We start from the raw sequence: 26,064 nt of genomic DNA on the forward strand, positions 1-26,064 counted from the left end.
GCGATATTTGTTCTGTAGTAAGTATTGAAGGTTTTTATAATGGCGAAAACAATGCCCAATTTGACAAACCAGAAAAACATGCCGGTATCGTTGGTAAAACGCGATGGCACCATCATAAAAACCAGGATAAAAGAATTATATACGTTTGAAGGCTTAGGTAAGGTTAAAGCTACCGAAGTTAGCTCGGGCGATATTTGTGCTGTTGTTGGTATTGATGGTTTTGATATTGGTGATACCATTGCTGATTTTGAAAAACCAGAACAATTGGCCGTTATTAAAATTGATGAGCCTACCATGAACATGCTGTTCACCATTAACACTTCACCGTTTTTTGGTAAAGAAGGCAAGTTTGTAACTTCACGCCACCTGCGCGATCGTTTATACAAGGAAATGGAAAAAAACTTGGCGCTTAAGGTTGTTGAAACCGAATCGCCTGACTCTTACTTAGTATACGGCCGTGGTATTCTCCACTTATCAGTTTTGATAGAAACCATGCGCCGCGAAGGTTATGAGCTGCAGGTTGGCCAGCCACAGGTTATCATCAAAGAAATTGACGGTGTTAAATGCGAGCCTATTGAAACTTTAATAGTTGATGTACCGGGCGAAGTAGCAGGTAAAGTTATTGAGCTGGTAACACAGCGCAAAGGCGACCTGTTAGTAATGGAGCCAAAAGGCGATTTAAAACACCTTGAATTTGATATCCCTGCACGTGGTATTATCGGTTTACGTAACAACGTATTAACTGCTACAGGCGGCGAGGCTATTATGGCACACCGTTTTAAAGCTTATGAGCCATGGAAGGGTACTATTCCCGGCCGTTTAAATGGTGTATTGGTATCAATGGATACCGGTAAAACCACTGCCTTTGCAATTGATAAATTACAGGATCGTGGTCGTTTCCACATTGATCCGGGAGTTGATGTTTACGAAGGGCAGGTTTTAGGCGAGCACATCCGCGATAACGATTTGGTTATTAACCTTACAAAAGGCAAGCAATTAACTAACATGCGCGCATCAGGCAGCGATACTAACGTGCGTATTGCTCCTGCTATAAAATTCTCGCTTGAAGAATCAATGGAATACATACAGGCCGACGAATACATTGAGGTTACCCCGCAAAGTATCCGCCTACGTAAGATCTTTTTGAATGAAAATGAAAGAAGAATTAATGCTAAAAGGTTTGTTAATCAGTAATTAATCTACTGAATTAAGTAAATAAAAGGCTGATGGTGTAAAATCCATTAGCCTTTTATTGTTTATTACCATCACGATAATTGCAATTGACTATATAGTGACACTTCCGGACGGGCCGGTCACCCTACTCAACTGTTAAATGATGTTAGCTCGCAGTAGTATGTTGATTATTTTTGGAGAGATAATAAACCTGTTCACCCGTATTATTGCCTGATGAGACACCTCGCGCTGTTTACTTTTCTGATTGCGACATCCTATTGTATGGTAGATGAAAAGCAAACGAAGGTTGTTAGGATAGAAATATTATAGGATTCTATTTGACAAAACCACAATCGTCACTTTGTCAGTATCTTGTCATGGAAAATTTTGGAAAAATTTTGGAAAAAACATGCGCTTGTCATGCTTAATGACAAATTGTCAATTATTTATTTTTATGAGCTAAGTAATCATCAATCATATTATTTTAAATGTCTTTTTTTTAAAAGGAGGTGAAACATGGCGGATAGTTTTATTCAAATGCCTATGCCAAAAACTCCGTGAATTAATTTTTTATCCTGAAGTTAATATCTGTCTTTACAACAGTCATTTTTTGTGCTTATTTATAATATCGTCCCAAAAAAGCAGCTAATATTTCCTTTTACACTTTTTTTGGGTTAAGAATATTTAAAATATCTATAAAAAATGAAAATACACGCGTTTTTTTTGTGAATTTAATTTTTTAATAATTTTCGTTTTTGCTGTTTTTTGACCAAAAAATATTTTATTAAAAATGGCATGTTTTGTGTCGCCTCCCTGGTACAGAAAAGAATTATTTTCTTTTCTCAAAGCTATTAATCGTTTAATAAATAAATACTTAAATCCCAAAGACATGTTAGTTGTATTAGAAGTTGTTGCCTTGTTAGCAGTTATTATTTTACCATTGTTCCCTGCAAAAAAAACAGCGAATAAATAAGGTTTAACAACCGCGATAGAAATTGAAGGACAGCCTCTGTGGTTGTCCTTTTTCATTTTACGTGATTTGCACCCACCCTTTCATATTGCCCCGCTATTTTTTTATATTTGGTTAGCTGTTTTAAAATGAGCCAGGTTAGAGAAATAAAGTGCCCGAAGTGCGGGAAATGGACGTTATGGGCCGGAGATATTGACGACAGGTGCCTTTATTGCGACAGCTTCCTGGAATCGCGGCGCTTTTCGCGCGAGGTGGAGAAAAAGATAAGAGGCGAGGTACAAAAGGAAAACGACTACTTTTTTATAAAACCTACCGATGGCCCATTTAAGCGCTTATGCAAAAAAACTTTAGGTGTCCTCCGCTGGTGGGTAATAGGCCTGCAAATAGCATTTTTTGTATTTGTGACCATAATAATAGTGTTAATTAGCCTGATCCCCGGCTAAATGAAAACACTGCTTAATAAATGGTTTATTGCGGGCTGTCTTATTTGGCTAGTTGTATTCATTATGCGAAAGCTAAACCATCCACTCCCCTTTATTAATGGTTATGTTGATGATGCCATTGCCATACCAATTATTGCCAACCTCGGCCTGTGGTTTCAAAGAGTAGTTATTATTAAAAGCAACTATTATGTGCTATCCATATGGCACGTTGTTTTTATAACCGTCTATGTGGCATTAGTATTTGAAGGATTGTTGCCGATGCTCTCCAAAACCTATACTGCCGATTGGGTTGACGTGCTGCTCTATATTATTGGCGGGGTATTTTTTTATAAGGTGATGAATGAGCCGGTGGTAGAGGTTAGGGATAAATCAACTTAATACCGGATTTATTTATTTCAAAAAATGTGTATTTTTGTTAAAAGCAATATCGCCATGCAAATCAAAAATTAAGTGCTTTACAATTAGAATTGTTAAACATTTATTCTTTTCAACCAAAGCAAGAAGATCTGCTTGCTATTAAACAATTATTAGCTAAATATTTTTCTGGTAAACTTCAAAAAAAAATTCAGAAAGCAATTGAAGAGAAAAATATTACTGAAGAAGATCTTGATCGTTGGATAAATGAGTGATCTTCTTTTATTTTTACATTTAGAATCGATCTCTAACCTCTAATCACTTCTTCTTCCCCATCCTCAACGCCCCAGTCGGGCATTTAGCCACCTGCTCGACAATTTCCTTACCTGGTGCCCCATCCACATTTATCCATGGTTTTGCGGCCGGGTTAAATACCTGCGGCAGTTGGGTAGCACATCTTGCAGCGTGTTTGCAAAGTTCGGGGCGCCATTCAACGGTAACATTCCCATTGGTGTAGGCGTGCGTGTTTTCTGTATCCGTGCCTGTATAAGCAAACGTGCGTACCTGGATCCCGCCTTCCATTATTTTTGAAACGGGACAAACTTTAGCTATTTGTACCAGACGTTCGCGCTGTTCATCAGTTACAGGCGATAAAAAATTAATATCCCGGTCAATAACCGTAATCCTTTTTTCGCCTTCCTGTTTAAAAAACATGTTAATTGCAATTGCTATCTGCGGGATGTCCCAGCCTTTGCGGTCAATGTACATGCGCAGCGTTGTAATAGTACAGGCCCCCAACGAGGAAAGGAGCAGCGTATAAGGATCCGGTCCCGCATCTTTTCCGCCATTAAACGCCGGCTCATCCGAAATAAATTTGCCATTGCGCCACTCAACCGTGCACTTATATTTTTCTGTGCCAATGCTGGTAATTACCGGTTGTTCTAATATGTATTCCATTCTCCACTATTTTACTATTTTCAACAATTCAAATATCTATTGCGCCATCTTCCTGCTATGAACCTAACTATGAATCATGAACTAAAACAATACATCAGCAAACTCCGGCGTAATTGCAAAGATCTTTTTTGCAAACGGGCAATAAGGCAAGATCTTCATTTTATGCTCACGGGCATATTCCACACCCGCTTTCACCAGCTGGCGGCCAAGACCTTTTCCTTCGTAAGCCTCATCCACTACAGTATGGTCAATAATAAGCTTACTCTCCCCCGAAAAAATATAATGCATAAATGCTACCTCTTTACCATCATCCTCAATAAAAAAAGCTCCGCGTTTGCCATCATTTTTGTTTTGTACCTGCATTTGTTTCATTCATGGTTCAAAGCCGGAACATTCCGTTTTTTGTCATAAAAATACGATATTTTGAAGAGAGATTGGAGGTTAGAGGTCAGAGATTAGTTTTTTTATGAAGAATGAATTACATTCGGACTTTCAGAGTAACTACTGATCTCTAATCTCCAATTACTAACATGGAACCCGTAACAGTTGCCACCCTTAAAAACTTTGATGCTTTAAAAAGCGTTCCCGACGAACAGCTGCAATGGCTGATAGCTAATTGCGAAGAACGCATATTGCCGGAAGGTACTGTTTTTATAAAGCCCGACCAGCCAATGGCTGGGCCGCATTTTATAATTGACGGTGAATTTTATGCATTTATTATGCAAAACGGCAGTAAGCGCGAACTGGGTACGTTTGGCGTGGGGAACATCACTGGTTACCTGCCCTTTTCGAGGGGCAAAACTGCAAGCGTGTACATGAAAGCCCAGGGTGATGTGCGCATCCTCACGTTCCCGACCGAAAGGATACGGGAAATGATAAAGGATCAGTTTGAGCTTACGCAGGCACTGGTACATGTTATGAGTAACCGCGTACGCGAGTTCACAGCTTTTCAGCAGCAAAATGAAAAGATGATGGCACTGGGAAAGCTATCAGCAGGCTTAACACATGAACTAAATAATCCCGCATCGGCCATTGTGCGCGATTCTGTTTCGCTGCGCGAACACCTGCGCCTTGAGCCGGAGACCTTTAAAAAGATAATTGCCATTCAAATGGACTGCACACAGGTTGATGCCGTTAATGACGAGCTATTTCGTGTATTGGCCGAAACTGAGAGACCAAAGCTATCTTTAAAAGAAAAAACCAAACGCGAAGAAGAACTTGGTGACTGGTTTAATGATTTGGAAGTTGAAGACGCTTATGACCTGGCTGAAAACTTTGTGGATTTTAATTTTAAAGTTGCCGACCTTGAAAACTTTAAAAAGCATATTCCTGATGCTTTTTTATCACCCGTTTTTGGTTGGATAAACACATTGCTGGTAACCGAAAAAATGGTGGAAGATATCCAGGAATCATCGCGCCGGATAGCTGAGCTGGTAAAATCTGTTAAAACCTTTACCCACATGGACCGCGGAGCAGATAAGGAATATGCCGACATCCATATTGGCATCCGCAATACACTTACTATGCTTGGCTACAGGAAAAAGAAAGGCAATATAACACTTGTAGAAGATTATGACCTTAACCTGCCACCGGTAAAAGCGCTGATAGGTGAGCTTAACCAGGTATGGACCAATCTTATTGATAATGCCTTTGATGCGATGGAATTGAACGGCAAGGGCACATTAACCATAAAAACCGAAAAGGATAAAGAGTTTGTGCAGGTATCCATTATTGATGATGGGCCCGGCATCCCCGAAGATATCAGATCAAGAGTGTTTGATCCGTTTTTTACCACCAAAGAAATGGGCAAAGGCACCGGCATGGGGCTTGAAGTGGTACAACGTATTGTAAACCAGCATAAGGGCTCAATTAAAATAAAATCAGTTCCGGGGCATACGGAGTTTATCGTATGTTTTCCTATTAATGGGTGAGTTTTTAATTTCGGAAGTCGGATGTTCAATTTCGGATTTATTTGAACGCGGAAGCCGGGTGTTCCATTTCGGATTTGTTTGAATGCGGAAGCCGGAATGCCGATTTCGCAATGATCTTATTTTTCCAATCCCCTCCTTTTGGGAGGATTTAGGTGAGATCCATGTCACTATCCCCCCCTTACATTGTCATTAACGACACCTCCTTTTCTTTTTTCCTGGAAGTATATTTGTTCTGTAATACATGACAAAGTACCATGGAAGCTTGCCGCTATCCACGCTGGAGACGGATTGGTAGGGATCATACTGATCACAGTTATCATCAGCATTTGGAAATAGGAATTAAATTTAATCTATATTGACATGAGCACTTTAAACAAACAATTTACAGCAACCCTGCAAAAAAGCCCCAATAAAGGCGGGTGGACCTACATAATATGGCCAGAATCTGTTGAGTTTTTTAAAACCCGCGGATTAGTAAAGGTACAGGGCACAGTTGATGGCCATCCCTTCCGGAGCTCTTTTATGGCATTGGGCAATGGCACGCATAAGCTTCCCATAAAAGCGGAAATGCGAAAGATTATTGACAAAGAAGAAGGAGACAATGTTATTGTGAGGTTGGAAGAGAGGATTGATGGAAAAGAATAGGTTTTATAACGCACTAATTCTTCATCCTGTAGTCCTGAATTCAGAAAAACAAAATCCTTCTTGAACTTCATTAAAAAACAAAAAAAGCGTCCCGTATTTCACCCCGGGACGCTTTGTTACCAATAAAATCAATAACAATCAACTAAATCCAGGCCGGGTATCTCACGTCCGTGCCTTTTCTCATGATCATTTAAGATCTATAAGCTCTTTTTAAGTATTTAATTTATTTTCAATAACAATACGTATATGACGCTTCAAATGCAACAGTGTTACAAATAAAAGCGTCTTATCAGCGTCAATTGAGCATTTTTTTATTCCTGCCCGAATTCGCCGTTTGCCCTGAGTTCTATTTTATTGCTAACAACTGTAGCCGGTGCAGTACCTACGCCAAAGTCCGTTCTGTCAATTGTTCCTGAAACCTTAAAGCCTGCTACTGGTTTGTGCGTCCTCATGTTTTGTCCTATGCCTTTTAATGTAAGGTCTAAAACAACTGGCTTTGTTACGCCGTGCATGGTTAAATTGCCGGTTAACTTATAAGTTTTATCCCCAACTGTACTTATTGCTGTACTTTTGAAAGTGATTTTAGGATATTTTGCTACATCAAAAAAATGATCGCTCTTCAAATCATTATCGCGCATATCGTTATCGGTGCTTATTGAAGAGGCATCAACAGACAAATCAAAAACAGCATCACTGAAATCCGGTTTTGACGAAGTAATACTGGCATCAAAACTTTTAAAATTACCGTCAACGTCTGATATCATCATGTGTGTTACGGTGAAACCAACCTTTGCATGGGCTTTGTCAACATTCCATTTCGTTTGCGCAAATAGTGTGCTGCTTGTTAGTAAAACAGCAATTAATAAATTGATCTTTTTCATTTTTGTGGAATTTAAATTAGTTTATAATTAATATTATCTATAATTGATTAAGCTATGGCTAATAAATATGTTTAACAACATAACCCGGTTAAAGTTTAATCACCTCCGGGGCCACCCGGACCGCCACCACCTGGAGGAGGGCCGCCAAAGCCCCTGCCAGGACCACCAGGACCCATGGCAGGAGCCTTACCCGCCATTTTAGTGAACCTGTAGGTAAATGTTAACAGGTAATACCTGCCTAACCTGTTTGCGTTAGTTTGCGTAATGTAGTTGCCGTTTTGTGTGCTGGTATAGCCTGTATTTTCATTAAATACATCATAAACACCTGCCCTGATGGCAGCCATATTGTTTTTCAGAAATCGGCGCTCAACATAAGTGTTCAGTAAATTAGGGTTAGTGGCGCCTTTGTAACCATAGTAAAGCGTCTTAGTATAATCGTAGCTAAGTGTCCAGTTTTTCCAAAAGTAGTTTTTACCGTTCAAACCTAACTGCCAGCTCCGGAAGTTATCATTTATACCCGGCTGATCAATAGAGTTTTTTGATGAATTAACACTATAGGTGGTACTGGCTTCAGCATCAATTATATCAGTAATATCAACCCTGAAACGCACGCCTTGCGAGGCAACAATGGTTTTAGCTATATTTTTTTCGGTAGTTATGTCAAAAGTTGAAGCGTCGGCATTAGAGATATATGAAATATTATTGCTGTATGACAGGTTTCCTATAAAGAACAGGTTATACCTGCGTTTTTGCCATGGCTTGGCAAATACATAAAAGCCTTGTGCAGAATAATAACCATCGGCATTTAAATATCCGGTAGCAATGGTACCCGCCAGTTTGCTGTTTGGGGTATAGTTTGATGGGTAAGTTATCGTGTTTGATACAATTTTATTGTTGGTTTGCGTAAAGCTAAAATTGCTAAAAAACACATTGCCTGATGCAAAATCAAATTTGTTGTACCTAAAATCGAACTTGTTGTTGTACTCCGGCTTCAAATCAGGGTTACCCGTTATAGGGTACGATGCATTTGAGAAATCAGTAACAGGCTGCAATTCAGAAAACGTTGGCTGACTGCTGCCACCGCTATAATTAGCACTTATGGATTGTGTACGCGAGAAATTATAGATAAAGTGTGCATTGGGGGAAAAGTTAAACGAAGTTACATGTGTGCTTTGCCCGGTGCTTGGCGAGTACCCGTTTAAAACGGATGGTTGTGCAGTAACGCCCAATACGTAATTGTATTTCTTTTCAACAAAGCGGTAGTTTAGCCCAAAACGATTGGTTATAAAAGTGAAATTATAGTTGTTGCTCAGCAAAGCATAGTTGTTAATATTAGTCCCGTTGCTCGCAAGCGTATCGGTTTCTTTATCGGCAGTTGTATATGAGCGGCGAAAGTTGTGGTTAACCTCCAGGTATGATCTTTTGGCTAAAGGCTCAATATATGAAAGTGACGTACCGACAGTATCGGTATGGCTGTTTGTGTTGATGAACTGGTTTAGCGGGGCATGGGCGGCGCTATCAAGATAAGTGTAAACCGGGTTTTGATACTGGTTGCTGGTTGATCTGCCTGCGCCTAAATTAATACTAAAATTACGGCCATGGCCATTAAAACGATGGTTATACAAAGCATTAATACCATAGTTTGGCGCCGATGAATGGCTTAACGATTTAAAGTTATAGTTTGATATGGTGGTGGAATCATTTGTAAGCAGGTTTGAACCATTTTGCGTAGTGTTAACACCGGCAAATGAATATGACGGGCTTACCTTTAAATAATTAATAGTGTCGGGCTTGTACTCCATGTTGAAGTTAATCCGGTGGTTCTTCGTTTCGTCCATTTGAGTACTGCTCTGCGAGTTGGTGCTTGGGTTCATCAGCGAGATATTGTTTTGCAGCGTTGAACTGATGGTATTGGTAGAGTTATTAGAAAAGCTGTAGCTTCCATAAACAGTGATCTTTTTCCCCCACGAATCGCGATAGTTAAAGCCCAGTGAACGGGCAGTAGTGATCCCATTGGTTGCGTTGTTGCCGCCCCGCGGGCCTCCACCGCCACCCTGCCTGCCGCCGGGGCCGCCAAAATTAAACAAATTGGTATTGGTATTATTAAGGTTGCCCAATATGGCTATTTGCTGATTATCATTAAAATTAAACACGTTGGCCTGTACTAAAAAGCGGTTACCCTCCTTCGTGCCGGCAACCTGCGGAATGGCGTCACGCCCCTCGCCTGCGCTGGCCTGCCCAAAATAGCCATGGTTACGGCTGGGTTTTATGTTGATGTTTAAAATAGTTTCGGGGTCGCCGGTCTTTATGCCTGTAAGGTTGGCCTGGTCGCCGTAGTCATTTACCATCTGTACATTTTGCACAGCATCTGCGGGCAGGTTTTGTGTGGCTGTTTTTAAATCACCGCCAAAAAAATCTTTCCCGTTTACCCTTACTTTAGTTACACTTTTTCCGCGGAAGGTGATATTACCATCCTTATCAACATCAGCACCGGGAATCTTTTTTATTACATCCTCAACAGGTGCGCCATCTCTAACCTTATAAGCGGCGGCACTAAATTCAACCGTGTCCTCTTTTATTTTAACCGGCACCACATCGGTAATAGTAACCCCATTTAACACAATGGTTGATGGTTTTAGGGTAATAGGCTTTAAAAACACCGTATTGTTTGTATTATCCAAACCCATACGGCGCCTTATGGGCTCATAACCTATTGATTGCACCACCAGGCTAAACTGTGTGGCTTTTATCCCGTTAAAAATAAAAGCGCCTTTTGAGTCGGTTATGGTTGTTACGCTGTCCTTGTCGGTTATTAGCTTAACGCTCGATCCGGCCAAGGTTGCTTTTGTGGTATCAATGACGGTTCCCCGTACATCGCGCCCTGCTTGTGCAAAGCTGTTAAGGCTTGTTAAAAGCAGTGCGGCAATAAAAAAGTATATTAGTTTCATATCTTGTGTTCTGTTTTAGATGCTGCAAATAAATATCAAAGCAACATCACCCAAAAACAGAATAGACAGGGACTTATTAAAAGTAGATCAAGCCTCAATTTTAACCTATAAAAGCTTAATTTTTGCAGCAGTAAACCAAATGCAGTTTATAAAGATGTTTTTTATCTGTCCGTCGGTAAACTTTGACTGCTCATAGATTTTGATTGGGTTTATGTTGATTTGCATTGTAATATTGTTGTTATAAATCAATGCCATAAGCGTTTGATTATAAATTATTTAGGAAATGATAATACCAAAATCAAAAAGTAAGCTGATAACTATAGTCATCCACATATTAATATGGGGCGTATTCGGGCTCATCTATTTTTCTCCGCCGCTTAATTGGAACATAGTGGTGCCTTATCAACTATGGATAAAGGAGATCATCATTTTAGGCTCACTGGCTGTTGCCTTTTATCTTAATTCGTTTGTATTGGTTCCAAAATTCCTGTTGAAAAATAATACCGGCATTTACTTTTTGATAATTGTCGGTATTGTTATAGTTGTTGTGCTGCTGAATATTTACATGGATGAATGGTTTAATATTCATAAATTAATGGACGCGGCTTTTCATAAAAGCGGGCCGCCAAAACACCGTCGTGGCAGAGACCATAGCTGGGACTTTATTATGCTAGCTAACATTGCCCTGGTTTTAGGCATCAGCACCAGCATCACAACTATACAAAAATGGCAGAAAGACAAGCAAATGCACCAGGATATGGAACAGGACAGGGTAAGTTCCGAGTTATCATTCCTTAAAGCGCAGATCAACCCGCATTTCTTTTTTAATACGCTTAATAATATCTATGCCTTAACCCACGTAAATGCTGAAGTATCGCGCAAGGCCATTCACCAGCTCTCGCGCATGATGCGTTATGTATTGTATGATACGCAAAATAGCACCACCCTGCTAAGCCAGGAAATTGCTTTTATAAAAGATTATATCAGTCTGATGGAGCTGCGCTTAACCGATGTGGTTAAAATAGAGTTTACTGCGCCGGCCGCGTTAAAGGACATGGCAATTGCACCTATGATATTTTTACCGTTTATTGAAAATGCTTTTAAACACGGCGTTAGCGCTACACAGCCAAGTAACATTAGTATAACTGTAAGCCAGAAGGATACTGTGATTGAATTAAATGTGATTAATTCCATAATTAAGGAACAAAGTAATAACTTAGAGGAAGGCAGCGGCATAGGCCTTAATAATACCAAACGCCGGCTCGATCTGTTGTACCCCGGCAAACATACTTTAGTTATAAATGAAAGCACTGCTGAAAATATTTATTTAGTTCACTTAACGCTCAATTTATCATGATAATTAATTGTATAGCTGTTGATGATGAACCCCTGGCGCTTGGCCTGGTATGCTCGTTTATTGAGCAAACGCCATTTTTGAATTTGGTGGGTCGGTATTCCAGCGCGGTTGAAGCATTAAGAGCGATACATGCGCAAAAGGTGGATGTGCTGTTTTTAGATATCCAGATGCCTGATCTGAACGGAATTGAGCTGGCCCGCGTGCTTGATAACAGTAAAACCAATAAACCCCGCATAATTTTCACTACCGCCTACAATCAGTTTGCACTTGAAGGTTACCGCGTTGATGCGCTCGATTATCTGCTTAAGCCCTTTAATTACGAGGAGTTTTTGCATGCAGCCCACAAAGCTTTAGCTTATAACCAGCTGGTTGAAAAATCAAATGCTACCCCTGCTGCGGCTTCTGCACCGGTTGTTGCCGAAGAAAGAATTGAGGATGAATACCTGTTTTTAAAGGTTGAGTACCAGTTGGTACGCCTGGCGCTTAATGATATCCTGTACATTGAGGGGTTAAAAGATTATGTGAAGGTGTGGCTAAAAAATACAGAAAAGCCAATATTATCGCTCACCAGCTTAAAATCACTGGAAGAAAAATTGCCATCCAAACGCTTTATGCGGGTACACCGGTCATTCATTGTTTCGCTGGATAAGATCAATTCGATCACCCGCAATGCGCTGCAGATCGGCAAGATCAACATTACCGTTGGCGATCAGTATAAAGAAGCGTTCAGCCAGTTTTTAAGTAAGTGGGTGTAGGAAGAGTTGCAAGGTTGAAATGTTGGAAAGTTGAAAGGTTTCTTATTGTTAATTATTCATAAAACCTAAGATAAGGTTGCAAAAAGGATAAAAGGTTTGTAACACATCGGCTCTTCGTGCGTCATACCTATCCGGGTTCATTTAAATAACAGGGCAAACTGTTTAAAATAAAACCTATTGGATTGAAATAATTTTCTCTCCCCCCTAATAAAAACAATGTTTACAGCTTATTAAGTGAGATTCAAAAAACAAGAATCAAGAGATAGGAAGAAAAGCGGCTAATTTTTATATAAACCTGTAACATAGAAATGAACGTTTGAGAATAAATTTAATTATACAAGTTAATATTCGGGATTTATCTGTCTTGTTTCTTGACTCTTGATTCTTGACTCTTAATTAATGCTATTATATTTGCGCGCCTTAAAAGCAATCCTATTATTTCTGTCACAAAATGAACAATAACAACAATTTATACAAACCCTTAACTGTCCGCCCTTTTAATCAATTGCTAAAAACAGCGTTGCTGGCTCTCCCTGTTTCACTGTTAATGTTCGGTTGCGGCAGTAAAGGGAACCAAAGCGCACAGGGCCCTGCGGCAATACCCGCCTACAAAGTACTTACTTTACAACCGCGTTCGGCTACTTTAAATGCCGATTACCCCGCCAGTATCCAGGGACTTCAAAACATAGAGATAAGACCAAAAGTTGATGGCTTTGTTGAAGGTATTTACGTAGATGAAGGTACATTGGTAAAAAAACGGCAGCTGCTTTTTAAAATAAAAGCTCCGCAATATGAACAGGATGTACGCACCGCCGAAGCAGGGATCCAAACTGCACAGGCCGATGTAAATACCGCCACCCTGCAGGTTAATAAGATTAAGCCACTGGTTGAAAAGGATATTATCAGCCATTACGAGCTCGAATCGGCACAGAATACTTTACAAACAAAGCAAGCTGCATTGGCGCAGGCCAAAGCTGCACTGGTTAACGCCAAAGTTAACCTGGGCTATACAACCATTACCAGTCCGGTTAATGGGGTTATTGGTTCATTACCCTATAAACTAGGCAGCCTGGTAACCAGCACCACTACCGAGCCTTTAACAACGGTTTATAATACTGCCACTGTTTACGCCTATTTTGCCATGAACGAAAAGCTCCTGCTTGATTTTAGCCGGGACAGTACAAGTAAATCAATCAAATCCAAATTAAATAACATCCCGAAAGTTTCGTTGATCCTGTCTGACGGAACAACTTATGAGCACGCCGGCAAGGTAGAAACCGTTAACGGCCTTATCAACACCAATACCGGTTCTGCAAATTTCAGGGCAGCATTTGTCAATCCTAAAGGTTTGCTGCGAAGTGGCGGCAGTGCTACGGTCCGTGTCCCTAACAGGGTAAAGTCGGCCATCCTGGTTCCCCAAAACATCACTTATGAGCTGCAGGATAAGCGCTTTGTTTATGTGGTAGATGCACAGAACAAGATTAAGAACGTTGCAATAACAACTATGGAAAATACCCCGGGCCAATTTTATATTGTAACAGGAGGCATAAAAAGCGGCGATAAGGTTATTGCCGAAAGCGTAAATAATTTAAAAGACGGAACAGAGATTAAGCCTGCAGAGGTTAGCGTGGATGCTATTTATAAAGATTTGAAATAAGTTTTTAGTCTAAAGTCCGGAGCACTAAGTCTGTAGTCTTGGATCCGGATGTAAAAGCAAATACATTTTCTGACTTAAGACTACAGACTTAAGACTCAAGACTAAAATAATATGTTAAAAAAATTCATCGAGCGTCCTGTACTTTCAACGGTTATTTCAGTACTGCTGGTTATATTGGGTATTATAGGATTGATAAATCTACCTATTTCACAATATCCTGATATTGCACCGCCAACCGTATTCGTATCAGCTAACTACAGCGGCGCAAATGCCGATGTTGTACTTAAAAGTGTTATTGTACCGCTTGAGGAGCAAATAAATGGAGTGGAGAACATGACGTATATGACCTCCAGCGCAGGCAATGACGGCTCGGCCCAGATAACCATTTTCTTTAAAGTAGGCACAAACCCCGATCTTGCAGCGGTAAACGTTCAGAACCGGGTATCAAGGGCAGTAAGCCTGCTGCCACAGGTTGTAACCCAGGCGGGGGTTACCGTTGCGAAAAGCCAGAACAGCAACCTGCTGATCTTCTCGTTATACAGCGAGAATAAGGATTATGACGACACATTTTTGCAGAACTATTGCCAGATAAATCTTGTCCCTGCAATACAGCGGGTTAACGGTGTTGGTAATACGCAGATCTTTACATCAAAAGATTACTCTATGAGGATCTGGCTAAAACCGGATGTTATGGCAAGCTACAGCCTTGTGCCCGATGATATTACAAATGCTTTAAACGAGCAGAACATTGAAGCTGCTCCCGGAAAATTTGGAGAAAACAGTAACGAGTCTTTTCAATATGTAATAAAGTATACAGGCAGGCTTAAAACTGCCCAACAATTTGGCGACATAATTATTAAGTCAGTTGGTAAAGGCCAGCTACTGCATTTAAAAGATGTTGCCCGCATTGAACTGGGTGCATTAGATTATTCTGCTGTTTTGAAAACTAACGGCATGCCCTCCATCGGTGTTGGTATTACCCAGGCATCAGGGTCCAATGCCCGCGATGTGATCAACAATACAAAAAAAATATTGGAAACAGCTTCTGAATCGTTTCCAAAAGGCATAAAGCTCACCTACCTGGTTGATGCCAATGAATACCTGAACGCTTCTATCGAAAAAGTGATCAGCACCCTTATTGAGGCCTTTATATTGGTTTTTATTGTTGTGTTTGTTTTTCTGCAGGATTTTCGGTCAACACTTATCCCTGCTATCGCGGTTCCGGTTGCAATTGTAGGAACCTTCTTCTTTTTAAACCTGTTTGGCTTTACCATTAACCTGCTTACGCTATTTGCACTGGTTTTGGCCATAGGCATTGTGGTTGATGATGCCATAGTGGTTGTGGAGGCCGTGCATGCCAAGCTTGATAAAGGCTATAGATCTGCCCGCAAAGCATCAGTTGATGCCATGAAAGAAATCTCAGGGGCCATTATTTCTATTACGCTGGTAATGTCGGCGGTGTTTTTACCGGTAACTTTCATCACCGGTTCAACCGGTGTATTTTACAAACAATTTGGTATTACACTGGCAGTGGCTATCCTTCTTTCGGCAGTAAACGCTTTAACACTTAGTCCCGCGTTATGTGCTATATTTCTAAAGCCGCATTCTGAAGAGCACAAAAAGAAACGATTTTTCAACTGGTTTTATACCCGGTTTGATAAGGCTTTTTACACAGTAACCAAAAAATATGAAAAGTCGGTAACCTGGTTAGCTGCAAAAAAATGGATAGTGGTAACTGCAATTGTGATATTTGCCGTGTCGCTCACCATCCTTATAAAAACCACGCCGTCCAGCTTTGTGCCAAGTGAAGACCAGGGTACTATTTTTGTAAGTATCAGCCTGCCCCCTGCATCAGGCATGCAGCGCACCAGTGCTATAACCAACCATATTGACAGCATTGCCCATACATTTTCATCAGTAAGTAACACGCTGCAAATAATTGGGTTTAGCTTTACTGCAGGCAGCGGGAGCGCCTACAGTATGGATATCATTAAGCTAAAAAAATGGGACCAGCGAAAAAATGATGGGATACAAAAGGTTATCCAGCAGCTTTATGGAAAGATCGGCGACATTCATGGGGCCAGCATTTTCATTTTTTCACCACCCACTATCCAGGGATTTGGATCTGGAAACGGTTTTTCGTTCGAGCTGCAGGATAAAGGCGGCCACACATCTGCCGAGATGTACAAAGTAAGCACTGATTTTTTAGAAGCCTTAAATAAACGTAAGGAAATTCAAAATGCAAATACACCGTTTAATCCCAATTTTCCGCAATACCAGGTTGATGTAAATGTAGCCAAGTGTAAGGAAGCAGGGATTGAAGTAACTTCTATTATAAATACCCTGCAAGGCTATTATGGCGGTTTGTATGCTTCAAACTTTAACCAGTTTGGTAAACAATACAGGGTAATGGTACAGGCCGATTATGCATACCGGAACAACCCGGAAGGTTTGAATAAGATTTTTGTGCGGAACAGCAATGGTACCATGGCACCTATAACAGCGTTTATTACGCTTAGCAAAGTGTTCGGCCCTGAATCTATATCCCGCTTTAACTTATTTACAGCAATATCTGTTCAGGGGCAGCCAAACGCCGGGTATAGCTCGGGAGATGCAATTAATGTCATAAAAGCTGTTGCTGCCGAGAAGCTGCCTGCCGGTTATGGTTATGAATTTTCGGGGTTAACCCGTGAGGAGATCTCAAGCGGTACCCAATCTGTTTACATATTTTTGCTTTGCCTGGTATTTGTTTACTTTTTATTGAGCGCCCAATATGAAAGTTATATTTTGCCATTTGCTGTATTACTTTCATTGCCAATAGGTTTAACAGGCACTTATGTATTTGCAAGAATTGCGGGTATTGACAGTAATATTTATGTACAGATCTCGCTGATTATGCTTATCGGCTTATTGTCAAAGAATGCTATCCTGATAGTGGAGTTCGCGCTCGAACGCAGGCGCGCCGGGATGCCAATTTTACGGGCTGCCATTGAAGGCGCTGAAGCCCGTTTAAGGCCGATATTAATGACCTCATTTGCTTTCATCTTTGGTATAATGCCTTTAATGTTCTCAACCGGAGCAGGTGCTATAGGCAACCGTTCAATAGGTACAGGTGCTGTAGGCGGGATGTTTATAGGTACTTTATTAGGAGTATTTGCCATACCGGTACTGTTTATCGTTTTTCAGCATTTACAGGAAAAAGTAAGCGGCGCGCGCCATTTACGGAACCTTGAAGAGGATGAGGACGATGATGCAGTTATACCGGCTAAATAATTAACGGTATGTCCTGTACCAGAAGGAGGCTCCCATGGAGCCTGGCAATGGGCTACGGTTTAGCTATAAACAGGATGCTCCGATGGAGCAAAAAAATATAAATTGATCGTATCAGCGGCTCCGTCGGAGCCTCCTATTTATAAAAAAAACAAAATAGTTTACGGACTCCAGCGGAGTCCCCTGAATGGAGACCAGTTAAGAGATTTAAACAATGAACAGAATCTACATAAAATATACTTTTTTAACGTTCGCTTTATTGAGTACGGCACTCTCCTGTAAGATAACTAAGACTTACCAGCGGCCCGACCTTAATACTGCCGACCTTTATCGTAACCAGCAAACTACCGATACCACAACCATTGCCGCCATGCCATGGGAAAGTATGTTTACTGATACTGTTTTGAAAGCGTTGATCCACGAAGGACTTTACAATAATCTTAACTTAAAGATAGCAGTACAAAAGATTTATGAGGCACAGGCGACATTAGGACAAAGCAAAGCGGCTTTGCTACCCAACCTGAGCGCCGGTGCAAATGCAACACGGTCAAAGCTATCAGCGGCAAGTTTGAATTATCCTCCCGGAACTACTGTCAGCACTTTAACTACTTCGTACCAATTGGGGCTTAACTCATCATGGGAGGCGGATATTTGGGGAAAGCTGAGCAGCGCCAAAAGAGCGGCATTCAACACACTTTTACAAACCGACGCCGCTAAAAGAGCCGTACAAACCCAGCTGATAGCAGATATTGCCAATAACTATTACATTCTGCTCGCGCTTGATAAAGAACTTGAAATTACATCCCGCACTTTGCAAAACCGGATAAAGGATGTTGAAACCATGAAGTCGCTTAAGGAAGGAGCAGTAGTGAACGGAGCAGCAGTTGTACAAAGCGAAGCCAACCGCTATGCTGCAGAAGTTGCTATTCCCGATATAAAAAGAAGCATCCGCGAAACGGAAAATGCTATTGATATACTGGTTGGCCGTCCTCCCGGTGCATTAAACAGATCGAAACTTGAGGCCCAGAAACAAATTGACAGCCTGCAAACCGGCATCCCATCTCAATTATTAAAAAATCGTCCCGATGTGCAGCAAGCTGAATATGCTTTTCACAGCGCTTTTGAAAACACCAACCTGGCACGTACTTATTTTTACCCATCGTTAACCATTACTGCCAGCGGCGGATGGTCGAATTTACAGTTGAAAGACTTTTTTGTAGGATCGGTATTTTACAACCTGGCGGCAGGTTTAACCCAGCCTATATTTAACCAGGGCATTAACAAAGCAAGGTTAAAAACTGCCCAGGCGCAACAACTGGAATCATTGTACAATTTTCAGCAAAGCCTGTTGGTAGCAGGGCAGGAAGTGTCAAATGCTCTTTATGCCTACCAAACTGCTAGCGAAAAAGGTGGAGCCCGCAGCAAACAAATAGCCGCCCTTACTAAAGCGGTTGATTATACACAGGAGCTTTTACGCTACAGTTCGGCAACCAACTACACCGATGTGTTAACTTCTGAACAAAACCTGTTAGCCGCTCAATTGGATGGAGTTAATGACAGGTTGCAGCAATTGCAGGCTGTTGTTAATTTGTATAGGGCACTTGGCGGAGGGTGGAACTAAGATTTATAGGATTAGTAAGATTTTAGGATTCGTATCCGCAAACATCTTCTGCATATCTTAATCTTATAATCTTACTAATCCTACAAATCTTAGTCAAAAAAAGCATCGCCTCAAAAGAAGCGATGCTTTATAGTATAAGGGGTTATCAATTATTATTGCTGAACAATAAATGTTTTGGTTTTACCTTCGTTATAAACATGGATGTTCTTTTTAACGGTTTTTTTGTTTGAAGTAATTTCCATGGTATAATCGCCGTTTTCAAGTGCATTTAAAACATAGCCTTTTGAGGTGTTGCTTGCCAATACATCTTTACGCAGTACGTTTTTATCCTGGTCGTAAATCATTACGATTGATTTTGAACCGGCAGCTTTTACTGCAATCCCTTTATGTAAAGCCAGTGGAGAAATAATTACTGATGGCACATCTGTCTTTAAAGCTTTTGCTGGTACTGCTGCAAATAAGCCTGTTGTTGCCAGTAAAAATAGTGCTGTTAATTTGATTGAATTTTTCATGATCTTAATTTTTTTAATGTATGTGAATGTTTTTGTTATCGTTTTACAATTCAAAGGAACAACAACTTTAAACACTAAAAAAACTTAATAGACCAGCACCTTTTATAAATAGACAAAAGGGATATTTCATCCTACAAACGCTTGTAAAGTACTAATAATGTGAATAATACGATTTTATCGATTGATTACCGCTGTTTATCGGTGTATTTCGGTTGCTTGTAGGATGGGCGCTTTTTTTGCCCTATTTACGCAGAGAGAGGGATTAAAAAATCTACTTCAAATTTCACCCCTACCTCTTAATAAAATAACACACCGTTAATATTTACATTTGCTTAAAGGTCTTAATTTAGCCGCATTAAACATTGTATAGTATGAATAAAGTAAAATGGTTGTTATTACCATTATTAATGATCGCCATCAGCGGATTTTCACAGAACAGAACCAAGAAGGCCTTATTTATAATTGCCGACGGGATCCCTGCCGATGTGATAGAAAAATTAAACACGCCAAATTTGAAAACAATAGCCGCACAGGGCCAATACCTTCGGGCTTATGTTGGCGGCGAGAAGGGTGGTTATTCACAAACACCTACCATATCGGCCAATGGCTATAATAGCCTGCTTACAAGCACGTGGGTAAATAAACACAACGTTTGGGGCAATGATATAAAAGCGCCCGATTATAACTACTGGACCATATTCCGGATGGTTAAAAATGCTGATCCGGCAAAAAAGACAGCCATATTTTCGAGCTGGACTGACAACCGAACCAAACTTGTTGGCGAAGGCCCTGAAACCGGCAGCTATAAAATTGATTATGCTTTTGACGGCTATGAACTGGATACCGTAAAGTTTCCGCATGATAAGGCCGGCAACTACATGCACCTTATAGACGAGCAGGTAGCCAATGCAGCCGCGGCATGCGTTAAGGATAAAGGCCCCGACCTGAGCTGGGTTTATTTGGAATATACTGATGATATGGGCCATGGATATGGCGATAGTCCGCAATATTATAATGCCATTGAGAAAATGGACAGCCAGATTGGCCGCATCTGGCAAGCCATCCAGTATCGTCAAAAGCATTTTAACGAGGATTGGGTAATATTTGTAACTACTGATCATGGCCGTAGTGAGCAAAACGGGAAGGACCATGGCGGGCAGTCGGCAAGACAGCGTAATACATGGATGGTAACCAGCTATCATCCGCTTAATAATTATGCACAATACTACACACCGGGTATTATTGATATTACACCGTCTATCATAAAATTCATGAACATCAAAATACCTGTTGCGCAATTACGCGAGGCTGACGGCACATCCCTTATTGGCCCGGTGTCAGTAGCCATTCCGCAGGCAACTTATGTTCAGGGTAATATTGATGTATCATGGAAAGCCCTTGATCAAAAAGGCAATGCAAAGATCTGGGTTGCTGCTTCCAACAATTTTAAAGATGGCAAGCCGGATGATTATAAGCTATTAGCTGAAGTACCGGTAAATGCGCAACATGCACTGGTATCAGTTAAAGATCTGTCATCGGCATTTTATAAAGTTTGTATTGAAGCACCAGGTAATATAGTGAACAGATGGGTTATTATTGGGGGTAAGGAGACTAAGTAGTTCCCCATCACGTTATTGCAAGGAACTATCAGGGGGATCCCTGAAGGCTACTCGCAATGACGTGTTTTTAATCAGCGCAATTCTTTCAAAAAAATCACCGGTTTTACTTCAGCAACCCCGGTTCAAAAATGCTCATATCAACAGGCTCACCGGCAACCACATCATGATAGGTTTCGGTTTGCAGCAGCTTATCGTTTATGAAAAACTTGCATTTGGTTTCGCTCCACGCGCCTTTAAGCGGAATCTGATCTTCAAAGGTTCCCTCCTCTTTGGTATCCTTATCGTACTTTAAAAACCGTACGGCTACCATCTTTTCCTGATCAATCCAAAGCTGGTTTACCTTATCGTCATCTTTATCAGCCCCTAAAACATAAACCGGTTTACCTTTCCAGGTTGAGGTATGGAATTTTGAAAGATCATAATGCAGCTCAGCAAAATGCGACAGCACCTGGTCGAACGTTTTAAAATACATCCCGCCCAGGAAAAATATCAGCTCATTTTCGTCCTTTGCACTCCGCACTATTTTATTGTTACGAAACACGTAGGTTGAATCATGTCTGAACAGGATGCCATTGGCGCTTTTTGCCGAGCCGATATCAATCCGAAGCAGGTCAGGGTACACAATGGTTTCGTACCATGTATCAGTTTTTATCAAACTATCATTCCTGAAACGCTTAGTAGTTTGGTTAAACTTTAGCGATTTATGCCAGGTACCATGGTATTTTTTATACATGCGGGTTAGTACTTCTTTTGAAGTGGAGTTTTTATTTGTCGGGATAAAAAAGGCAAGAAGCAATAGAGCTGGTAGGAATTTCATCATATTATTTGTTAATAAGGCCGAAAGCTAAAGCTAATCAATTTTTAGAAATGTGTGAAAGTTACTTTATTGAAAAACTGCTCCTTTCGTTTCCGTAGATTTAGATGCTACTCTACCCTCTGTGTATGTGGTTACCAAAAATTCATTACAATGCCGCCGGCTATTTGGTCAACATGAAATTCATACACCGCAGGGTCGCCTCTGGCAGACCTGCGAGGACATGAAGTTTTAGCCATCAAGCGCGCTTAATTCGTGAAATTCGATTCAATTCGTGAAATTAGTGTTTATGTTGTTGTTAATTCCTCATAAGCAGCTGTGATCCCGCGCTGAATCCCATCGCCCTGCCATTCGGTTACACCGGGAATGGAGGTAGCGGCCATTATCTCGTCTTTAGTTTTGCCTGCTTTAACCGCGCCTGATACGTAGGCCTCCAGCTTCTCCATAAAATCCTGCATAGCTTTAACATCTTCCATGGTACCGGTAACTTTCTGCGGATCAAAAGCATGGCCGAACACAAACATGGTATTCTTATCAAACTTTTTTGTTGCCTGCTCCAAAGCTACCGGCCAATGTTTTACTGATGCCCCTGCGCTATTATCCACAAAGGGATAGCGACGGTTAAATACCAAATCGCCGGTGTGCACAATATTGGCATTTTCAAAGTGGATCATGGCATCGCCATTGGTGTGGCCGGTGCCAAAGTAATACGCAGTAATATGCTCATCCCCTACTTTAACCTTCCAGGTATCGGTAAAAGTTGTATCCGGATACAGTTGCTGGTCTTCTTTATTATTTTTTACCGCTACCGCTTTTTGATTGGTCAGCGAATTGGCATGGGCAGCCACATTTTTTGCAATGCCTTTAAACGAGATATTACCACCGGTATGGTCGCCGTGGTGATGGGTATTTATCAGCCACTCAAAAGGCAGATCTGATTGTTTTTTTAATTCGGCGATGAGGTGCTTTGCCGGATCAGGAAATTCAGCATCTACAACTACAATACCTTCTTTATTTACCAGCCAGGCAATAGTTCCGCCCTGCTCGGCAAACATGCCTACATTATGGCGCAGGGGTTTAAACTGGTAAGCTGGGTCGGCCAGCATTGCTGCAAAGCTTTTTCTTCCTAATAATGCAAGCGAACCTGCTGTTAATGCGGTGTTTCTTAAAAATTGACGGCGTTCCATGGTAGTTAGAGATTAGAGGTTGGTTGATTAGAGATTAGTTAAAATTAGACATAAATAATTATTAGTTATGACGATATTCTTTCTATTACGGTTGCCTGTTTGTCGATTAATACTGGTGAAATGCCTGCGATACAAACTCCAGCACGTTTGGCAATGATGCGCGCCAGTACGTCCAGGTATGGGCGCCATCGCGGATCCGGAACTCGTGCGGGATGTCTTTCTTACGCATGGCAATATGCACCAGGCAATTTCCCTCATACAAAAAATCATCGTCGCCATCATCAATATACCAGCGCACGGCTTTCTTCTGACTGTCGGGCATATTATTAACCAACGCTATTGCACTATGCTGGTTATAATACTTCACTATCAGTGAGTCAGCAATGCCGGGATTATTTTTGGTGATGAATGTGCGGGCATCCTCCAAAGTTAGCGGCCCAACCGATGCACTGAGCGGACAGGCAGACGAAAACATTTCCGGATGATGCAGTGCGTACATAAAGGAGCCGCCACCACCCATTGACAGGCCGGCTATTGCCCGAAAGCGCTTATCGCTTTTTACCCGGTATTTCTTTTCAACAAACGGCACCAGTTCTTTAAAAAAGAAATCCTCATAGTTCCAGTCGCCTTTAATATCATTAAAATACCCTTTGCGACCTGTATTGGCATCAGGCATAACAATTATCATGGGGGTAGCAATGCCATCGGCAATCGCTTTATCAGTTATGTTTAATACCTCGCCAAACTGTACCCAGCCGGTTTGGTCGTCGCCACTGCCATGCAGCAGGTACAGGATGGGGTAGCTGCGGTCGGATGTTTCATAGCCCGCAGGCAGGTAAACTGCGTATTTACGGTCGCTTTTTAATATTTTGCTTTGTACTGAAAGGTTGTCGTAAACCTTACCTGTTTGTGCCGATAACAGTGCCGGACAAAGCAGCAATACAAGGGCCAGCAGTTTGAAGGATCTTTCCATAATTAAGGTTGATTGGTTTGTGTTTCAATATCGGGGATATATTGTTTAACCTTATAAATTTAGTGTAAAAATGTTGATATACCCCGCTTCGGTGTTATCTCAAAAGTGCAATTGTAAGATTGATTAATAATATAATGTTTCTAAACCTCCGTGTGCTCTGTGCCTCCTCTGTAAACTCTGCGGTAAAAAAATAACCGCAAAGGCCGCTAAGGAGGCACAAAGATCACTGAGACTAAATGTTTGCAAAGAAAATGAAGAAGAAAACATTTACCCAAAATCTCGTTACCTTTATCCACCCTTAACTATGACGGACAAAAACCCAATATCTGCTCAAAACAAGTTACTCTACCTTTTTACCGGGCTGGCTGTTTTGATAAATTTCAGCGGGTTATTTATTCCTGTTCAAAGTCCGGATGCGGCCATTTATGCGCTTATTTCAAAAACGATGGTTCAGCGGAATGATTTTGCACAGCTTATCTATCATGGTACCGACTGGCTTGATAAGCCTCATTTTCCTTTTTGGGTAACGGCACTTTCATTTAAACTGTTCGGCTTTACTACCTGGGCTTATAAATTACCGGGCATCATGTTTTTAATGATGGGTGCATTTTATACCTGGCTGTTTGCTAAAGAGTTGTACAATAAACAAGTTGCTTTATGGAGCGTGCTGATATTGCTTACCGCCCAGCACATTGTACTATCAAATAACGATGTGCGTGCCGAACCTTATTTAACCGGACTAATTGTTGCCGCTGTTTATCATTTTTATAAAGCCCATACCAGCAATAGTTTTTGGCAGCTGCTCGCAGGTTGCGTTTTTACCGCCTGCGCTATCATGACGAAGGGTATGTTTGCCCTGGTACCTATTGGCGGTGCAGTAGCAGGGCACTTTATCATTACCCGGCAATGGCGCTCCCTCTTCAATTTACGCTGGCTTATAGCAGCTGTATTGATTGCAATATTTATCCTGCCCGAGCTTTGGTGCCTGTACCGGCAATTTGACCTCCATCCGGAGAAGGTGATTTTTGGGCAAAAGGGCGTATCAGGGATCCGGTTTTTCTTTTGGGACAGCCAGTTTGGCCGTTTCTTTAACACCGGCCCCATAAAAGGCCACGGCGACCCTTTGTTTTTTGTACATACCGCTCTTTGGGCATTTTTACCATGGTCGCTTATAATGTTTGCAGCTGTTTTTCAATTTATAAAAAAAGGTTTCAAATATGCGAAGACTATGGAGTGGTATTGCATTAGCGGGGCGTTGCTTACTTTCCTGCTTTTTTCAGCATCAGGGTTTCAACTGCCGCATTATTTAAACATTGTGTTCCCGTTTTTTGCCATTATTACGGCTCAATATCTAAGCTATTTATCCAACAAAAAAACTATTCGGGCCATTGCAATTGTACAGGCTGTTGTTATTAGTCTTATGCTGCTGCTAATAACCGCCCTCCACTACTTTTTCAGACCCGAAATATTTAGCTGGTTCACCGCTTTAACACTACTGATACTTTTTATAATGCTTGTGTTTTTTTCGAAGTTTATCAGGATCCACGGCTATCAAAAAATTGCGCTCCGCACGCTGCTGGTTTCATTTATTGTTAACCTGTACCTTAACCTTTCCTTTTACCCGTCATTAATGCGCTACCAAACTAGTAGCGAAGCTGCCGTGTGGATAAATAATCATAACCCACGTAACCTGCCCGTTGCCGCAGTTATAGATGATAACGCTACGCCCTTTGAGTTTTACAATAATAAGCCGGTTATTAATTTTAACGATACGAAACAGGGGCTACCGGCAAAACCATTTTTGTTATACACTACAGCTGGTAAGATAAAGGGATTAAATGCCAGGGGCATACACACCCAAACACTGGATAGTTTTCAGCGATATTGGGTTACGAGGCTGAACCTATCTTTTTTAAACAAAAAAACAAGAGATAAGGAATTAGAGCAGATGGTGGTTGTTAAGGTGGATTAGTCAAGTTATTTCTTCCTCTTTCCGC

The 26,064-nt window shown here is 41.1% G+C and carries 22 protein-coding genes and 1 pseudogene; 13 read left to right on the forward strand and 10 right to left on the reverse strand.

Translation table 11 applies throughout. From position 1 onward, the window contains the following. Positions 1–69 precede the first annotated feature (69 nt). Positions 70–1,194, forward strand: a pseudogene (locus JWQ54_RS11815) (translational GTPase TypA); the annotation flags it as partial. Positions 1,195–1,866: 672 nt separating this feature from the next. Here JWQ54_RS11815 and JWQ54_RS11820 read toward each other — a convergent pair. Then, positions 1,867–2,202, reverse strand: a complete 336-nt coding sequence (locus tag JWQ54_RS11820; RefSeq protein ID WP_299584885.1) for a hypothetical protein — start codon at positions 2,200–2,202, stop codon at positions 1,867–1,869. A gap of 69 nt (positions 2,203–2,271) precedes the next feature. On the opposite strand from JWQ54_RS11820, the gene JWQ54_RS11825 reads away from it, so the two are divergent. The 3 genes from JWQ54_RS11825 (at position 2,272) to JWQ54_RS11835 (ending at position 3,215) form a co-directional block, all read left to right on the forward strand. Further along, a complete protein-coding gene (locus JWQ54_RS11825) occupies positions 2,272–2,586 on the forward strand; it encodes a hypothetical protein (protein ID WP_299584887.1) in 315 nt (104 codons plus the stop codon). After that, on the forward strand, positions 2,587–2,964 hold the full coding sequence (locus JWQ54_RS11830) for a hypothetical protein (protein WP_299584889.1): 378 nt from the start codon (positions 2,587–2,589) through the stop codon (positions 2,962–2,964). Between the two features lie 89 nt (positions 2,965–3,053). Beyond that, the gene (locus JWQ54_RS11835; protein ID WP_299584891.1) at positions 3,054–3,215 is read left to right on the forward strand and encodes a hypothetical protein; all 162 of its coding nucleotides are present in this window, start codon (positions 3,054–3,056) and stop codon (positions 3,213–3,215) included. Between the two features lie 43 nt (positions 3,216–3,258). Here the strand turns inward: JWQ54_RS11835 and JWQ54_RS11840 are convergent, their stop codons facing one another. Both JWQ54_RS11840 and JWQ54_RS11845 read right to left on the reverse strand, forming a co-directional pair. Next, positions 3,259–3,897 (reverse strand): (4Fe-4S)-binding protein, encoded by a 639-nt coding sequence (locus tag JWQ54_RS11840; protein ID WP_299584893.1) that lies wholly within the window; start codon positions 3,895–3,897, stop codon positions 3,259–3,261. 81 nt (positions 3,898–3,978) lie between these two features. Next, positions 3,979–4,260: a GNAT family N-acetyltransferase gene (locus JWQ54_RS11845; protein WP_299584895.1), complete on the reverse strand. Its 282-nt coding sequence runs from the start codon at positions 4,258–4,260 to the stop codon at positions 3,979–3,981. A gap of 167 nt (positions 4,261–4,427) precedes the next feature. Between JWQ54_RS11845 and JWQ54_RS11850 the strand changes: the two genes are divergently transcribed. Next, the gene (locus JWQ54_RS11850) at positions 4,428–5,828 is read left to right on the forward strand and encodes an ATP-binding protein (protein WP_299584897.1); all 1,401 of its coding nucleotides are present in this window, start codon (positions 4,428–4,430) and stop codon (positions 5,826–5,828) included. A 167-nt stretch (positions 5,829–5,995) separates the two neighbouring features. Here JWQ54_RS11850 and JWQ54_RS11855 read toward each other — a convergent pair whose 3' ends face one another. Then, entirely contained in the window at positions 5,996–6,154 is a 159-nt protein-coding gene (locus JWQ54_RS11855; RefSeq protein WP_299584899.1) for a hypothetical protein, read from the reverse strand. A gap of 34 nt (positions 6,155–6,188) precedes the next feature. Here JWQ54_RS11855 and JWQ54_RS11860 point away from each other — a divergent pair, with 34 nt between their 5' ends. After that, positions 6,189–6,473: a DUF1905 domain-containing protein gene (locus JWQ54_RS11860; protein ID WP_299584901.1), complete on the forward strand. Its 285-nt coding sequence runs from the start codon at positions 6,189–6,191 to the stop codon at positions 6,471–6,473. Positions 6,474–6,784: 311 nt separating this feature from the next. Here the strand turns inward: JWQ54_RS11860 and JWQ54_RS11865 are convergent, their stop codons facing one another. Continuing rightward, positions 6,785–7,354 (reverse strand): YceI family protein, encoded by a 570-nt coding sequence (locus JWQ54_RS11865; RefSeq protein ID WP_299584903.1) that lies wholly within the window; start codon positions 7,352–7,354, stop codon positions 6,785–6,787. A gap of 95 nt (positions 7,355–7,449) precedes the next feature. Next, entirely contained in the window at positions 7,450–10,302 is a 2,853-nt protein-coding gene (locus JWQ54_RS11870; protein ID WP_299584905.1) for an outer membrane beta-barrel protein, read from the reverse strand. A gap of 283 nt (positions 10,303–10,585) precedes the next feature. Between JWQ54_RS11870 and JWQ54_RS11875 the strand changes: the two genes are divergently transcribed. The 5 genes from JWQ54_RS11875 to JWQ54_RS11895 all read left to right on the forward strand — a co-directional run bounded on the left by JWQ54_RS11875 (position 10,586) and on the right by JWQ54_RS11895 (position 18,962). After that, positions 10,586–11,659 carry a sensor histidine kinase gene (locus JWQ54_RS11875; RefSeq protein ID WP_299584907.1) on the forward strand — a complete coding sequence of 358 codons (1,074 nt, stop codon included), beginning with the start codon at positions 10,586–10,588 and terminating at the stop codon, positions 11,657–11,659. Continuing rightward, positions 11,656–12,414 carry a LytTR family DNA-binding domain-containing protein gene (locus JWQ54_RS11880; protein WP_299584909.1) on the forward strand — a complete coding sequence of 253 codons (759 nt, stop codon included), beginning with the start codon at positions 11,656–11,658 and terminating at the stop codon, positions 12,412–12,414. The genes JWQ54_RS11875 and JWQ54_RS11880 overlap by 4 nt, the downstream gene beginning before the upstream one ends. 451 nt (positions 12,415–12,865) lie before the next feature. Beyond that, positions 12,866–14,071, forward strand: a complete 1,206-nt coding sequence (locus JWQ54_RS11885) for an efflux RND transporter periplasmic adaptor subunit (protein ID WP_299584911.1) — start codon at positions 12,866–12,868, stop codon at positions 14,069–14,071. Positions 14,072–14,182: 111 nt separating this feature from the next. After that, on the forward strand, positions 14,183–17,344 hold the full coding sequence (locus JWQ54_RS11890) for an efflux RND transporter permease subunit (RefSeq protein ID WP_299584913.1): 3,162 nt from the start codon (positions 14,183–14,185) through the stop codon (positions 17,342–17,344). 211 nt (positions 17,345–17,555) lie between these two features. Then, positions 17,556–18,962 (forward strand): efflux transporter outer membrane subunit, encoded by a 1,407-nt coding sequence (locus tag JWQ54_RS11895; RefSeq protein WP_299584915.1) that lies wholly within the window; start codon positions 17,556–17,558, stop codon positions 18,960–18,962. Positions 18,963–19,114: 152 nt separating this feature from the next. On the opposite strand, the gene JWQ54_RS11900 is transcribed toward JWQ54_RS11895, so the two are convergent. After that, positions 19,115–19,474 carry a hypothetical protein gene (locus JWQ54_RS11900; protein ID WP_299584917.1) on the reverse strand — a complete coding sequence of 120 codons (360 nt, stop codon included), beginning with the start codon at positions 19,472–19,474 and terminating at the stop codon, positions 19,115–19,117. Between the two features lie 371 nt (positions 19,475–19,845). On the opposite strand from JWQ54_RS11900, the gene JWQ54_RS11905 reads away from it, so the two are divergent. After that, entirely contained in the window at positions 19,846–21,093 is a 1,248-nt protein-coding gene (locus tag JWQ54_RS11905; RefSeq protein ID WP_299584919.1) for an alkaline phosphatase family protein, read from the forward strand. 103 nt (positions 21,094–21,196) lie between these two features. Here JWQ54_RS11905 and JWQ54_RS11910 read toward each other — a convergent pair whose 3' ends face one another. The 3 genes from JWQ54_RS11910 to JWQ54_RS11920 all read right to left on the reverse strand — a co-directional run bounded on the left by JWQ54_RS11910 (position 21,197) and on the right by JWQ54_RS11920 (position 24,067). Continuing rightward, positions 21,197–21,913: a hypothetical protein gene (locus tag JWQ54_RS11910; RefSeq protein ID WP_299584921.1), complete on the reverse strand. Its 717-nt coding sequence runs from the start codon at positions 21,911–21,913 to the stop codon at positions 21,197–21,199. Between the two features lie 281 nt (positions 21,914–22,194). Then, positions 22,195–23,094, reverse strand: a complete 900-nt coding sequence (locus tag JWQ54_RS11915) for an MBL fold metallo-hydrolase (RefSeq protein WP_299584923.1) — start codon at positions 23,092–23,094, stop codon at positions 22,195–22,197. 106 nt (positions 23,095–23,200) lie between these two features. Next, entirely contained in the window at positions 23,201–24,067 is an 867-nt protein-coding gene (locus tag JWQ54_RS11920) for an alpha/beta hydrolase-fold protein (RefSeq protein WP_299584925.1), read from the reverse strand. 304 nt (positions 24,068–24,371) lie between these two features. On the opposite strand from JWQ54_RS11920, the gene JWQ54_RS11925 reads away from it, so the two are divergent. Next, positions 24,372–26,039 carry a glycosyltransferase family 39 protein gene (locus JWQ54_RS11925; RefSeq protein WP_299584927.1) on the forward strand — a complete coding sequence of 556 codons (1,668 nt, stop codon included), beginning with the start codon at positions 24,372–24,374 and terminating at the stop codon, positions 26,037–26,039. The last annotated feature ends 25 nt before the right edge of the window (positions 26,040–26,064 follow it).

It is taken from the genome of Mucilaginibacter sp. (assembly GCF_028288225.1).
In the GTDB taxonomy this organism is placed as follows: domain Bacteria; phylum Bacteroidota; class Bacteroidia; order Sphingobacteriales; family Sphingobacteriaceae; genus Mucilaginibacter.

Coding starts and splice junctions, on each gene's coding strand:
- JWQ54_RS11820 (WP_299584885.1), bottom strand. CDS start 2,202: ATGAAAAAGGACAACCACAGAGGCTGTCCTTCAATTTCTATCGCGGTT.
- JWQ54_RS11825 (WP_299584887.1), top strand. CDS start 2,272: ATGAGCCAGGTTAGAGAAATAAAGTGCCCGAAGTGCGGGAAATGGACG.
- JWQ54_RS11830 (WP_299584889.1), top strand. CDS start 2,587: ATGAAAACACTGCTTAATAAATGGTTTATTGCGGGCTGTCTTATTTGG.
- JWQ54_RS11840 (WP_299584893.1), bottom strand. CDS start 3,897: ATGGAATACATATTAGAACAACCGGTAATTACCAGCATTGGCACAGAA.
- JWQ54_RS11845 (WP_299584895.1), bottom strand. CDS start 4,260: ATGCAGGTACAAAACAAAAATGATGGCAAACGCGGAGCTTTTTTTATT.
- JWQ54_RS11850 (WP_299584897.1), top strand. CDS start 4,428: ATGGAACCCGTAACAGTTGCCACCCTTAAAAACTTTGATGCTTTAAAA.
- JWQ54_RS11855 (WP_299584899.1), bottom strand. CDS start 6,154: ATGCTGATGATAACTGTGATCAGTATGATCCCTACCAATCCGTCTCCA.
- JWQ54_RS11860 (WP_299584901.1), top strand. CDS start 6,189: ATGAGCACTTTAAACAAACAATTTACAGCAACCCTGCAAAAAAGCCCC.
- JWQ54_RS11865 (WP_299584903.1), bottom strand. CDS start 7,354: ATGAAAAAGATCAATTTATTAATTGCTGTTTTACTAACAAGCAGCACA.
- JWQ54_RS11870 (WP_299584905.1), bottom strand. CDS start 10,302: ATGAAACTAATATACTTTTTTATTGCCGCACTGCTTTTAACAAGCCTT.
- JWQ54_RS11875 (WP_299584907.1), top strand. CDS start 10,586: ATGATAATACCAAAATCAAAAAGTAAGCTGATAACTATAGTCATCCAC.
- JWQ54_RS11880 (WP_299584909.1), top strand. CDS start 11,656: ATGATAATTAATTGTATAGCTGTTGATGATGAACCCCTGGCGCTTGGC.
- JWQ54_RS11885 (WP_299584911.1), top strand. CDS start 12,866: ATGAACAATAACAACAATTTATACAAACCCTTAACTGTCCGCCCTTTT.
- JWQ54_RS11890 (WP_299584913.1), top strand. CDS start 14,183: ATGTTAAAAAAATTCATCGAGCGTCCTGTACTTTCAACGGTTATTTCA.
- JWQ54_RS11895 (WP_299584915.1), top strand. CDS start 17,556: ATGAACAGAATCTACATAAAATATACTTTTTTAACGTTCGCTTTATTG.
- JWQ54_RS11900 (WP_299584917.1), bottom strand. CDS start 19,474: ATGAAAAATTCAATCAAATTAACAGCACTATTTTTACTGGCAACAACA.
- JWQ54_RS11905 (WP_299584919.1), top strand. CDS start 19,846: ATGAATAAAGTAAAATGGTTGTTATTACCATTATTAATGATCGCCATC.
- JWQ54_RS11910 (WP_299584921.1), bottom strand. CDS start 21,913: ATGATGAAATTCCTACCAGCTCTATTGCTTCTTGCCTTTTTTATCCCG.
- JWQ54_RS11915 (WP_299584923.1), bottom strand. CDS start 23,094: ATGGAACGCCGTCAATTTTTAAGAAACACCGCATTAACAGCAGGTTCG.
- JWQ54_RS11920 (WP_299584925.1), bottom strand. CDS start 24,067: ATGGAAAGATCCTTCAAACTGCTGGCCCTTGTATTGCTGCTTTGTCCG.
- JWQ54_RS11925 (WP_299584927.1), top strand. CDS start 24,372: ATGACGGACAAAAACCCAATATCTGCTCAAAACAAGTTACTCTACCTT.